General features: G+C 59.9%; 10 protein-coding genes and 1 tRNA gene. 1 reads left to right on the top strand and 10 read right to left on the bottom strand.

What is annotated here, in order from left to right:
- The first annotated feature begins 169 nt into the window (after positions 1–169).
- Positions 170–1,387 carry an SfnB family sulfur acquisition oxidoreductase gene (locus tag A6U86_RS28920; protein ID WP_068398705.1) on the top strand — a complete coding sequence of 406 codons (1,218 nt, stop codon included), beginning with the start codon at positions 170–172 and terminating at the stop codon, positions 1,385–1,387.
- A gap of 17 nt (positions 1,388–1,404) precedes the next feature.
- On the opposite strand, the gene A6U86_RS28915 is transcribed toward A6U86_RS28920, so the two are convergent.
- The 10 genes from A6U86_RS28915 to A6U86_RS28870 form a co-directional block, all read right to left on the bottom strand.
- On the bottom strand, positions 1,405–1,875 hold the full coding sequence (locus A6U86_RS28915; protein WP_068398702.1) for an Rrf2 family transcriptional regulator: 471 nt from the start codon (positions 1,873–1,875) through the stop codon (positions 1,405–1,407).
- Between the two features lie 207 nt (positions 1,876–2,082).
- Positions 2,083–3,543, bottom strand: a complete 1,461-nt coding sequence (locus A6U86_RS28910; RefSeq protein ID WP_068398700.1) for an FAD/NAD(P)-binding protein — start codon at positions 3,541–3,543, stop codon at positions 2,083–2,085.
- Positions 3,544–4,649: 1,106 nt separating this feature from the next.
- A tRNA-Lys gene (locus tag A6U86_RS28905) sits at positions 4,650–4,725 on the bottom strand.
- 124 nt (positions 4,726–4,849) lie between these two features.
- Positions 4,850–5,767 carry a PhzF family phenazine biosynthesis protein gene (locus A6U86_RS28900; protein WP_068398949.1) on the bottom strand — a complete coding sequence of 306 codons (918 nt, stop codon included), beginning with the start codon at positions 5,765–5,767 and terminating at the stop codon, positions 4,850–4,852.
- Positions 5,768–5,835: 68 nt separating this feature from the next.
- Entirely contained in the window at positions 5,836–6,576 is a 741-nt protein-coding gene (locus A6U86_RS28895; protein ID WP_068398697.1) for an NUDIX hydrolase, read from the bottom strand.
- Positions 6,573–7,688 (bottom strand): endonuclease/exonuclease/phosphatase family protein, encoded by a 1,116-nt coding sequence (locus A6U86_RS28890; protein ID WP_068398695.1) that lies wholly within the window; start codon positions 7,686–7,688, stop codon positions 6,573–6,575. Before A6U86_RS28890 ends, A6U86_RS28895 begins: the two co-directional genes overlap by 4 nt.
- Before the next feature lie 51 nt (positions 7,689–7,739).
- Positions 7,740–8,735: an isopenicillin N synthase family oxygenase gene (locus A6U86_RS28885; protein ID WP_068398692.1), complete on the bottom strand. Its 996-nt coding sequence runs from the start codon at positions 8,733–8,735 to the stop codon at positions 7,740–7,742.
- Between the two features lie 76 nt (positions 8,736–8,811).
- Complete coding sequence (locus A6U86_RS28880) at positions 8,812–9,843, bottom strand: ABC transporter ATP-binding protein (RefSeq protein ID WP_068398689.1); 1,032 nt, start codon at positions 9,841–9,843, stop codon at positions 8,812–8,814.
- Positions 9,831–11,525: an iron ABC transporter permease gene (locus A6U86_RS28875; RefSeq protein WP_068398686.1), complete on the bottom strand. Its 1,695-nt coding sequence runs from the start codon at positions 11,523–11,525 to the stop codon at positions 9,831–9,833. Before A6U86_RS28875 ends, A6U86_RS28880 begins: the two co-directional genes overlap by 13 nt.
- A gap of 17 nt (positions 11,526–11,542) precedes the next feature.
- Positions 11,543–12,523, bottom strand: a complete 981-nt coding sequence (locus tag A6U86_RS28870) for an ABC transporter substrate-binding protein (RefSeq protein ID WP_068398683.1) — start codon at positions 12,521–12,523, stop codon at positions 11,543–11,545.
- Positions 12,524–12,550: the final 27 nt, after the last annotated feature.

Raw genomic sequence — 12,550 nt, 5'->3', positions numbered from 1 at the left:
CCGACCACTCGCGATATCCCGCCGAGTGCTCACAATTTGTTCGTTCGATGCCTGTTGTGGCCAACGGCGCGGTGCGCGTAAGCGCAGAAAATCCGTTGTACACGACACCCATGGAAATTAAGATGGCACCGATTTGCCTTGCCAGAAGCATCGGCCGATGGAGTGACGAATGGGGACTGTTTCGCAGTTGCACGAACGCGTCAGGCCGCCCGCGCATCGCATTCAAAGCGAAGAGGAAGCGCTGGATATCGCGCGATCTCTGGCCGCGAACTTCGCCCAGCAGGCGAGCGACCGCGACGTCAACCGTGTCCTGCCCTATGACGAAATCGAGGCTCTATCCCAATCCGGCCTGCTCGGAATATCCGTGCCCTCGGAACACGGGGGCATCGACATTTCCAATTCGGTGCTGACTGAAGTCGTCGCCATTCTCGCCGAGGCAGACCCTTCCATCGCGCAGATTCCGCAAACGCATTTTCATGTGCTGGAAGCGCTGCGCATCGGCGGCAGCGAGGAACAGAAGGCCTCGCTCTTCGCCAGAGCCATCATTGGCGACCGCTTTGGCGGCGTATTTCCGGAAAGCGGTGCGGACGCAACAGGTCAGGACGATCTGCATCTCACATCGGACGGACCGGGCTATCGGCTCAATGGCCGGAGCCTGCGTTCCGCCAGCGTGTTGTTTTCCGACTGGATTGCCGTTTTCATAACGGAAGACAGTGGTGAGGTCAGTGTTGCCATCATTGCGCGAAACACCGAGGGCACTCAGATCATCGATGACTGGGATGGCTTTGGCCAACGCACCTCCGGAAACGGCACGACTATCCTCCATAACGTCTATCTTGGTGCCGATTCCGTTCTGTCACAGCGCGAGAAGCCCGGGCATCCCACAGTCACCGAGTCGGTGAGCCAACTCACCCATGCAGGCATCAATCTCGGCATAGCCCGATCCGCGCTGGCGGCGACCATAGGCTTTGTCCGCACGCATCCGCACCCATGGGCCGACGGCGAGAGCAGGCGCGCAGCAGACGATCCGCTCATCATCACCAGGATAGGAGAAATTGCCATCCGCATCGAAGCGGCGACAGCGATCGTGGAGCGCGCCGGCAGCAAGATCGATGCCGCCCAGATCAATCTTACCGAGGATCATGTGATCGACGCCGTGCTTTGCGTCGCGGCGGCCCAGACGATGACGGCGGAGATCGCCATGGAAACAGCCAACACGCTGTTTGATCTGGCCGGCACATCGGCGGCCCGCATCGGCCTCAATCTCGACCGCCATTGGCGCAACGCCAGAATTCACACGCTGCACGACCCAGCGCGCCGGAAATACAGCGTCGTCGGCAATTATCATCTCAACGGCATAAAGCCATCGAAGAGTTCATCGCCCTGAACGATAGTCGGGGTAGGTCAGCCGATGTTTGAGGCGCGGTAGTCTTCCCGCTCCTCGATCTCGATCCCCGAACCGCCGCCGGCGACAAACTGCTCCAGCGTCATGTTATCGAGAATCTCGGCAATGGCATCGCGGACCTCCGTCATGGAGCGCCGCACCTGACAGCGCTCCGGATCCGAACAGTCGTCGCAGGCTTCATAGGCCGTGCGGCTGGCGCAGCGGATCGGCGCCAGCGGACCGTCCAGCGTGCGGATGACATGACCGATGCGGATGTCCGACGAAGGGCGGGACAGCGAATAGCCACCGCCTGGCCCCTTCTTGGAGCGAAGCACGCCGGCATTGCGCAACTCGAGCAGGATGGTATCGAGGAATTTCTTCGGAATGTTATTGCGCTGGGCAATATCGTTGATGAACGCGGTTTCGCCCGGCGCGAGGCGAGCCAGATCCACCAGCGCCTTCAATCCGTATTTTCCTTTTTTCGTAAGCATCGCTATCCGCTTTACTGCAAAGTCGATTGTTGGAAACCCGGCCTGGGTTCAAGTGAGACTCACCCAGCCGATCTTGTCATCATGGATTGCCGAAGTAACCCTGCCATCCCCGACGAACAAGACAATAACTCACAAATTGTATAGTTTATATGAGTAAATTTAGGCAAATGTATCGCCCAAGCAACGATTTTGCGGCTTTTCTTGGATTTAAGCGGCGCTACTGTCCAAATATGCCTTGTCTCGCTTATCCGCATGTTCGTCAATTGCGCCCGCCAGCTGTTCGGCGACGAGAACTGCATGTTCGATCACCTCCGGCAGCCCCATCAGCTCGCCAAAGGTTCCACGCGCCAGTGGGCCAGAGATGAACAAGGACGACACGATCTCGCCGTCCGCATCGAGCGCCCGCGATTGCATGTCGCAGGCAAGTCCCAAACCGGCTTGGTCCATCGCAAGACAGCCGCTTTCCGCCAACTCGCCGATCCAGCCCTGCGATTGCAGAATTCCGCGATGACCGGGACCGGTTGTGACGACAACGGCATCGAATTGCCTCTCGACAGTCCGGTCGGAGCGACTGAGGCGAAGCTTGCAATCGATGATGCCATCGGTGGCCTCAACGGAGGCGACCGATGCGGCCAGCACCTCGAGTCGACCGGTATCAATCGCCTTCTCGCTGGCAGCCTCCACCTGCGGCGCGACGCGGAAACGATGCACATCCCAGAAGGGCCGCAGGTGTCTCACGACGCGGCGGCGCTCCTCGATCGGCAAGGCATTCCACAAATGCCGCCCCTGCCCGCGCACTTGATCGATAACCCCGTGCCAGCTGCGCCCCTCGCCTTCCGCTTCCCGGATGGCAGCACGCACGCGTTTTAGAAGCGAGACTGCAGTTCGCGAGGGATGGCTGGCGAAGTCGCCAAACAACTCCTGCTTCACCGGCGCATGCCCGCGCGAACGCAGGCCCCTGCGGGATATGGCCGTGATGGGACCCTTGTGGCCCCGCAATTCAAGAGAGGCGATAACATCGGCGGAGGTCAGTCCATTGCCGACCACCAATACGCGATCATCGGCGCGGATGGCCGCAAGCACATCCGGCTTCGTTGGGTCCGCGACGAAACGCGGATGATCGGCAAGTGCATCCTGCAGCAAGCGCGGTGGCAGGGGCGACGGGTGGCTGGTGGCAATGACGAGAACATCCACGTTCACCTCGTGCCCCGCATCGTCGGTAATCACCCAGCCGCGACCCGACCGGCGGATGCGCTCGACACCCTGCTGGACATGGGTCACGCACCCATCCTCGACGAAGGGGCGTATCATGCTATTGATATAATTGCCGAAAAGAGCGCGACGCGGAAACAGGCCGCCATTGGCTGCAACCGCCACCTCGTCACCAGCCAATGCGTCCCGCTCCAAGAGCCAGCGCTGAAAATGCTCGAGGTCATCAGGCAGGAGGCTCATCTTGGCTGCTGGCACATTGATGCGATGGGCGGGATCTTGCGTGTCGTAGGCAAGCCCGGTCCCCAGACGCTCCCGCGGCTCGAATATGAACAACTGGCCAGGCTGTAAAGACCGGCGCTGCAGCAGATGGAAAGCGACTGCCGCACCGGATACGCCACCGCCGACGATGGCGATTACAGGCAGTTCCCGGGCCTCATGGTCAGAGCCAATCGTCAATCGCCAATTCCTTCCCAATTGATCGGCATCATCAGCTCATCGCCCGCCGAACAAAGCAATTTCCATAGCCGCAAGAAATATACTCTATAAATTTTATTGACAACCAGATCCAGGGGCGAACAAGCGCTCGCGCTGCAACCCGATCCGACCAAGCGGCGGCGATAAGGCTTTGCAAACAAGTATTTAATTGTGCCCCGCACAACATTGTTTTTGCACCGCAGGATGTAAAAAACTTGGCATACAACGAACAAAAGAACATACTAATAATTGTTCTGATCCGTTTTCTCTCGGGAGGAGAAACATCATGGAACTGCTTCGTCTGCTTACCGCCTTCGACTATACGCTGATGCTGCTTTTGGTGGTTATCTTTGTATTCAGTCTGATGGAAGGTGGGCACAAAAAGCATTGAACTTGCGCCACTGAAGGCAAGCCTTGCCGGCGGTCGACGGCGTGATGGATATCTGCGGCCGATCGGGTTGGCGATATAGGCAGCTTACTGTTGGCATGCAGAACGCGGAATGGCGCCATCACGGTAAGCAGTTGACTGCTAGATTGCCTGCTGGCGGCTCATCCAGTTCCCCCGTATTTTTCAACCATCTTCGCGTGCGCCGCAGCTGATCCTGCAGCATGTCATGTATTTGCGTGACGATCATGAGCACCGGGTACGCGCGCAACCACTCCCCTGCAACCCATGTCACGCCGCGTGTCACGCGACAATTAGCTTGCTCTACTCTACATGGCTCCCAGCCACTCTGAAGGCACGTCTTTTGGGAGCGATTTTATGAAAACTTCGGTCTTGACTGTTTTGACAGCATGCAGCGGCGCGATTGCGCTCACCCTTATCGTCGTAGGGTTCTTTCACTGACATCAGCACGGATGGACAATGCCGTGCCGTTCCAAATTACTTCCCATTAAATAACGCGTTCCGACCTGAGGCACGCCTCGCCGTTCATGCATGGGACGACGCGGGGGCGATCATCCCCAAGCACTACCTAGCCGGGCAAGAAGCGGCTGACCTCGTCAGCTTCCAAGAAGGAAATATGAAATTCAAAAGCCGCCATTCTTTTGAAATGACGGCTTACAAATCAGCGCTAAGTATTTGAATTTGGTGGGTGATGTAGGGCTCGAACCTACGACCCGCTGATTAAGAGTCAGCTGCTCTACCAACTGAGCTAATCACCCGTACCGCTTGCTGGCGGCGTGATCGGGCATATAAATAGGATCGCTTTGATTGTCCAGCGGCCAAGCGAATTTTCTTTGATTATTTCTCAAAAAAATTTCACAGAACGCCGAAAACCCTGCAAAATCAAAGCTCAAGAATTCCCGAGGCTATACGCACCGCTTGTCCACCGATTCTGGCATTTGCGATCTGGCCGCCATCGACATCGAGGTGAAGGTGAATCATCGAGGGCCGTCCCATCTCTATGCCCTGCTCGATGATCATGGGATGATGCCCATCGGGCAATCCGTCGAACTGATTGATCGCGCCGGATAGCGCCGCCACCGCCGCCCCCGTCGCCGGGTCCTCGACGATGCCCATTCCCACGGGGAACATGCGCGCATGGAACTTGGCGGCGTGATTGACCCCACCACGACAATAGACGAAGGCCGAGGCGAGCGCGCCATCGACAAACGGAACCGTTTTCTCCCAGAGCTGGAGATCGAATTCCAGCCGTTCGGCGGCCCCGACATCATGCACGGGCACCAGGAGGAAGGGCACGCCGGCAGTCCAGATCGACGGCACGTGATTCTCAAAGCCGATCTCGGTGATCTTCAGGCTGAGCGCATTGGCAATACCTGCCCTGTCGAGCGGCAAGAGGATCTGCTGCGATTTCTTCGGCAGATCGAATTCGGCGAAGCTCGCCCTGTTCTGGCGCAGTCTGATCGCACAGCGCACCGGTCCGACGCGTTCATCCAGCACGGAAACAAGATCGAGATCGCCGCCATGGCTGGCGTGGGTCTTCTCCGCAAGCGCGATCGCCGTTCCGACAGTCGGATGGCCGGCGAAAGGCAGCTCGCGGCCGGGCGTGAATATTCTAAGATTGGCGGTATGTGCCGGGTTCTGCGGCGGCAGCACGAACACTGTCTCGGAAAGGTTCATTTCCCTCGCGATCGCCTGCATCGCCTCGTCGCTCAAACCCTCGGCATCGAAGATGATTGCGAGCGGGTTGCCCGCCAGTTTGCTGTCGGTGAACACATCATAGACACTATAACTGCGCGCCAATCCGGCCTCCATCCATGCTTCCAGACCTAATTATTCATAACGGCAAGCGACTCCAGCGCAAGCCCAAGCTATTTTCCCGTGCCGAAGAACCAGGCGAGAATGGGCAGCATCGCCACGCTATAGTGATGCGCTGTCGGATCGGCCGATCGAATGGCGACGACGCCATCGACCTCGTCCTCTTCCGAAACCAGCATATGCGCCTCGATCCGGCGCAGCATATCCTCAGCCGTCCAGGGAAAGCGGAAAACGCGGAAAACGGTGACCGAACGGTTCATATGCGTGCCATAATAGGCGGGGTCCGCGACCGCATCGTTGAGATCGAGTCCGGTTTCCTCCAGCACCTCGCGCCGCATATTGCCCTCGACATCGCAGTGCCCATCGACAATATCGTGCTCATCCATCGACCCGGCAGCGCAATAGATCTGGCCAGGATTGGCCGTATGCGGCGCCATGCGGATCGCGATGATCGCGCCGTCGGAGGAAACCGCGACGGCAAAGGCAAACAGGTGAAAGCCGCCCGGCTCTCTCTGCTTGCGCCACCAGAGAAAGGTGGAAAACGGCGTCACATAGGCTTCGCCCTTCACCACGCCATCGGCAATCGAAAGCCGGTGCTGGAAGATCATGCGGCCATCGAAGAGTGCCGGGTTGGCGGCGATCTCCCTCGCCCAGTTCTCCCGCGCGGCTTCCAGTTCACTGAGATGAAACGGGTGCTCGCCGGGCAGCACGGCAAGATCGATATGAGATACGGGAAATACGCTATTTTCCGGCGGCCAGCCGGCCATATCATTCTGCAATTCTGAAATGCTCATTTCAAATCCAATGTCATGACAACGGGGCAATGGTCGGAGGCTTTCGGCCTGTCCCAGCCGACGCGTGGATAGCGTTCCACCTCCTGCCCCGGCGGAAATATGGTTCGGAAAGGTTGGCCGGAGCGGACGATATCGGGAATGCGTGTCGCGTTAGCGCGGGCCAGAGCCGGCGACAGCCAGATATAGTCGAGCTGGCAGAGCCGCTGCTCCTGCGGCCCGCGCGCATGGTAAAGCGTCCAGCGGTCGAGCTCGTCCCGACGATGCATGATGTTTTCGGCAAAGCCGTCCTGGCTGAAGACATCGAGCGCACTCTCATTTTCCTCCGCCCGCGGCTCGAAACGATAGCCGGTGTGGCGCGTGCCGATGACATCGATCCACTCCTGATAGTCGTTCATATCGCCGCAGATGGCGAAGTTCTTCGTTGCCGTATGGCCGGCGCCGAAGCGATCTTCGATGATGCGGCGAACGGCCATCGTCTCGGCGCGGCGCACCGGCATGGTCGCCCTGCGTCCATCCAGGCCTTCGCGCGCCGGTCCCATCGATTTCAGGTGCGTGACATAAAGCGAGAACGGCACACCACCGATGTGGAGATGCAGTTCCAGGCAATCGCGCTTAAAGATCTTGTCTTCCGCGTGATGGCCGAGCGCTGCCAGCTCGTCGTTGAAAAGACCGAAATCGCCATAGGTCACCATGGCGTGACTCTTGATATCATCAAGGACGATCGGCTGCCCGTCACGAGTTTCCTCGCGCATCATCACAGCGACATCGATGCCGCGACTGTCATTGCCCTCGATCAGGAATTTCTGCCGATAGCCGTTGCCGACCATGCGGTAGAGATAGCCGTATTCGAACGCCTGCAGCGCCGCCATGTTGTCCACCTCCTGCAGGCAGATGATATCCGCATCGGCATCGGCGATGGCGAGCGCCGTCATCTGCCTTGTGTCGTCGGCCGCAGCCACCACGCGGGCCGCTTCCAGCTGCTGATAGACATTCTCGTTGCGGACATCGAAAAGCTGCAACACGCGATCCTGGCGCAGTTGGTTGCGAAAACCGGTGTAATCGAAGCGAGTCAGCAGGTTTTCGACATTGAAGGTCGCAAGGCGCAGGGACATGAAGCATTCCAATTTACAAAATAAGATGCGAGCCGGATTATCCCGCTCGCATTATCCGGCCTTGGCGGTGACCGTCGATTTGAACTTACCCATCAGATAGGGACCGGACAGAACAGGCGCATATTTTGGCTCCTCTCCCGGCTCTAAACAGGAAGGCAGGCAGGCGATTTCGGCAAACCAGTTCGGCTGATGGAAGAAGGCGAGCGACTGCCGCCGCTGCATGCCGCCTTCTTCCGGTGGCGGATTGACGACGCGATGCACGGTGGAAACCCAGCGATCATTGGTCCAGAGCGCCATCAGATCGCCGATATTGATGACGAAGGCGCCCTCAACCGGCGGCACCGGCGTCCAGTTGCCATCAGGCGCGATGATCTCAAGCCCTTTCGAGCCCGGCTGTGGCAGCAGGATCGTCAGGCTGCCGTAATCAGTATGGGCACCGGCGCGAAGCTGGCCCGGCTGCGGCGGCACATGCTGTTCGGGGTAATTCAGGGCTCGCAAGGCACTGATCGGCGCGCCCACATAGGAATCGAAGAAATGCTCGTCGAGACCGAGCGCCGTCGCAAATACGCGCATGATCCGCGCCGCCAGATCCTCCATCGCCCCATAATAGGCCTTCCATGCCTCCACGAAGCCCTCAGGCCCCTCCGGCCAGATCGTGGCCGCATAACAGAAGCCGAGCGCGTCGGGATCGCTCATATCGGCAGGCACGGCAAGCGGGCCGCCATTGAAGCTTTCCTTGAGATCGGGCGGTGTATCGACATTGCGGGATTTCGCCAGCGCTTCCGTGCCGGGTCCAAGGTAGCCGTAGGGATAGCCGGGATAGAGCGTCTTGGCGCGCTGCTTCACCTCGGCAGGCAGATCGAAGAATGCCCGCGTATTTTTCCAGACGTCGCTAATGGCTCCGTCAGCAACGCCGTGATTGGCAATCGCCAGAAAGCCGGTCGAGCGGCATATCCGATCCACCTCCGCGCCAAGCCGCTTCTTCTCGGCAGGATCGGCAGCCTCGAAGGCTCCGAGATCGAAAATCGGGAAGCTTTGATCGGACATACGCGACTCCCATTCGTGACGTCGAGCAAATCAAGCATAGGAGGCGGCTGCGAACAACCGTCTATCCCTCGATCAATCAAAGTCGCCAGGCCGAGCGGATGGCGACGGGATAGAGATCGCCCGCCTTTACAGCCTCGCGGCTATAGGCTCTGAGCATCTGTCCGTCCGGCAGCGACAGGCGTATCGCATAACGCTCGCCCTCATAGAGAACGGAATCGACCCGGCAGGAAATGCCCTCGGCGTCGGCGATCACGTTCTCTGGTCGCACGAGGATATCCGCATGCGGCGAGCCTTCAGTCGGTTCGCACCACAGTTTCTTGAACAAGGACCAATCAAGGAGGCGCGGCCGGCCATCGGGAACGGCAAGCGACAGGATGGCACCCTGCCCCACCAGGCCGCCGACCATCCGCCCCTCGGGTCGCGCATAGATTTCGGCCGGCGGCGCCACCTGCAACAGCCGCCCCTCGGACATGACAGCGACATCGGTCGCGAGCGCCATGGCCTCGCTCTGGTCGTGCGTCACGTAGATCATGGTGGCGCCCGAGCGCTGATGGAATTCGCGGAAAGTCTCCTCCATCTCCTTCTTGAGATGGCGGTCGAGATTGGCAAGCGGCTCGTCGAGCAGCACGACATCAGGCGATGTCACTAGGCAGCGCGCAAGCGCCACCCGCTGGCGCTGGCCGCCGGAGAGATCGGCGGGCCGCCGCTCGGCGTAATCAGCCAAACGTACCGTTGCCAGCGCCTCGCGCACTTTCTCGCGATAGCGCTCGCCGGAGATGCCGCGCACCTTCAGCGGATAGCCGACATTGTCTGCGACGTTCATGTGCGGCCAGAGCGCATAGGACTGGAACACCATCGCCATGTTGCGCCGCTCCGGCGGCAGCATGTTCGCGGCATCGGCCAGTAACCGCTCGCCGAGATGGATGGACCCATCCGTCGGCTGTTCGAAGCCGGCTATCATCCTGAGAACCGTCGTCTTGCCGCAACCGGAGGGGCCGAGCAGCGCCAGGAAGCCGCCCTCGCGCACATCGAGCGACAGCGCATTGACCGCAGCGCGGCCGCCCGTGCCGAAATCCTTGCAGAGGTGATTGAGGATCAGCTTCGCCATGGCACCACTCCCTTCGGCAGGCGCTTGGCCATGATTTCCAGCAGCAGCATCATGGTGACGACCATGGCGATGACGATGACAGACATGGCGGAAGCAAGATCGGCGCTGCCGCCATCGTCGAGATTGTAGATGACGACGCCGAGCGTCTGCGTGCCGGCCGACCAAAGCAGCGCCGAAACCGTCAGTTCGTTGCAGGCAATGAGGAAGACCAGGATCACCGATGCTCCTGCCGCCGGCGCAATCAGCGGCACGATGATATCGGCAAGCCGGCGGAAGAAGCCTGCACCGGAAAGACGTGCCGCCTCCTCCAGCGCCGGATCGAGCTGCAGGAAGGCGCTCATGACCGGCTTGAGGCTGACGGCGAAATAGGCGGAGAAATAGGCCAGCAGAATGATCCAGATCGTCCCGTAAAGCGTGACATTGAGGATTGGCAGGGGTGCAGCGAACACCAGGATGAAGCAGACCGCGATGATAATGCCGGGGAGCGCATAGGGTATCTCGATCAGGCCGCCGACGATGCGGCTCAACATATCTTTCCGCCGCGTCAGCGCATAGGCAGTGAGAACCGTCACAAGCAGGAGACCAAGCGCTGTCATGCCGGCCAGAAACAGCGAATTGGAAAAGGCGGTGCGCGTCACCGTCTGCCGAAACAGGATCTCCGTAAATGCGTTCAGCGATGCGGTCTTGAAGGTGAGCGGCACGCCATAAGTCGGCACCAGCGCGCCCGCAACCAACGCCAGGAAAGGTGCGACGAGCATGAAGAACAGGATCAGGCACAGCCCCGGCACGGCAAGATAACGCCATCGACCGAGCGAAAAGGCGGCTGACGCGCCGGAAAGACCGATGACGCGATAGTCCCGCCCTTTGAGAGCTCTCGCCTGCACCGCAAGGCCGGCAACGGCGATGACGGCGATCATCGTTGAAAGCACGGCGATATCACCGAAGGTTCGTGGGCCGAAATTGGAGAATTTCGTGAAGATCAGGGTCGAGAGCGTATAGATCGAAGCGGGGATGCCGAGGATTGCCGGAATACCGAAATTGCCGATCGAGGAAACGAAGGCGATGGCCGCACCGGCAATGACGCCGGGCAGCGACAAAGGCAGGATGATGTCTCGGAAGACGCGCAGGCCCGAGGCACCCGACAGCCTTGCCGCCTCGACGCCATCGCGCGGCAAGGCCATCAATCCGGCCCGAAGCGCCAGATAGACCAGCGGCGCATGCTGCACGCCATAAAGAAGCGCGATGCCGCCGATGGAATAGAGCGGCTGCGGCGAGCCGAGCGGCGGCGCGATGTGCAGCGCCTTCAAAAGCGGGCTCGACGGGCCTGACATCTGCACCCAGGCAAGTGCGGTCACCTGCGGCGGAATCATCATCGGCAGCATGAAGAGAAAGCCGAGCGGCCCCCTGCCCGGCATGTCCGTCAAGGTCAGCAGAAACGCGAAGAGGCAACCGAGAGCCACGGAAATGATCGTGCCCAGCACGGCCGTTTCGATCGTGTACCAGGTCGAGCGCCAAAGGGCGGGATCGGTGATGAGTTCATAGGTGCCGCCTCGCAGCAGCGCCTCGATACCAACCACCGCCAGCCGCGCCAGCGGCAGGACGCTGAGCAGCAGCACGACGGCAACAACAAAAGGAAACAGCCAGGCCGGCTGGCTGTTTCCCTTACGCACATATCCGTACATTTAAATTCCGGGCCGGATCACTTCGACTTGAAGTAGGTGGAGAAGGTCTTCAGGTCTTGATCCGTATTCTTGAGAGCAGCGGCGGCATTCAACGGCAAAAGCTTGATGCTGTCACGTGCCGGAAAACCTTCCGGCAGCGGCGTACCGTTGCGGGCCGGGATGTAGCCGAGCTTCAGGAAGCCTTCCTGACCCTTTTCGGACAGGACGTAATCGACGAACTTCTTGGCGGCATCGGCATGCTGCGTGCTGGCGAGGATACCGACCGGCTCGGTCACGGCCGAAACACCTTCCGTCGGGAAGACGAATTCCAGCGGCGCACCCTTGGCCTTTTCGCGGATCGGCATGTAGTCGACAATCATGCCATAGGCCTTCTCGCCGGAGGCGACGGCCTTGAGCACAGCGCCGTTGCCGCCAGAGGCGATAGCGCCGTTGTCGGCGAGGTTCTTGTAGTAGTCCCAGCCGAGGCTGCTGACACCGGCAAGCGTCTGCGCATGAATGAGAGCAGCGCCCGAAGCCAGCGGGCTCGGCATGGCGACGAGACCCTTGGCTTCCGGCTTGACCAGATCCTGCCAGCTCGCCGGCTTCAGCGACGCGGCAGTGTTGTAGACGATGCCGGTCGTGATCAGCTTGGTGGAATAGTAATAGCCATCGGCATCATAGAGCGAGGCGTCGTAGTTGGCGGCTTCCGGCGACTTGTAGGCCAAGAGCTTGCCGGCTTCCTTCAGGCGCTCCAGCGTCACCGTGTCAGCGATCAAGAGAACGTCGGCAGCAGGTGCGCCGGCCTGCATTTCCGCCTGCAACTTGGCGATGATCTGCGGCGTGCCATCGCGAACCCAATCGACCTTGATGCCGGGATTGGCGGCCATGAAACCATCGACGGTGGCCTGCGCATCGGCATTCGGCTGGCTGGTGTAGAGGACGAGATCGGCGGCGTTGGCAGCACCGGAGAAAAGCGCAACGGCCAGAAGGCCGGTAAAGGCGGAAACAAAGGTCTTCATGAAATGTCCTCGGCTGGGTTGTAGGAG

The organism is Rhizobium sp. AC27/96, assembly GCF_001692325.1.
GTDB lineage: Bacteria > Pseudomonadota > Alphaproteobacteria > Rhizobiales > Rhizobiaceae > Rhizobium.
Note: the sequence above shows the minus strand (reverse complement) of the source record. Positions and strands in the feature narration are given on the sequence as shown.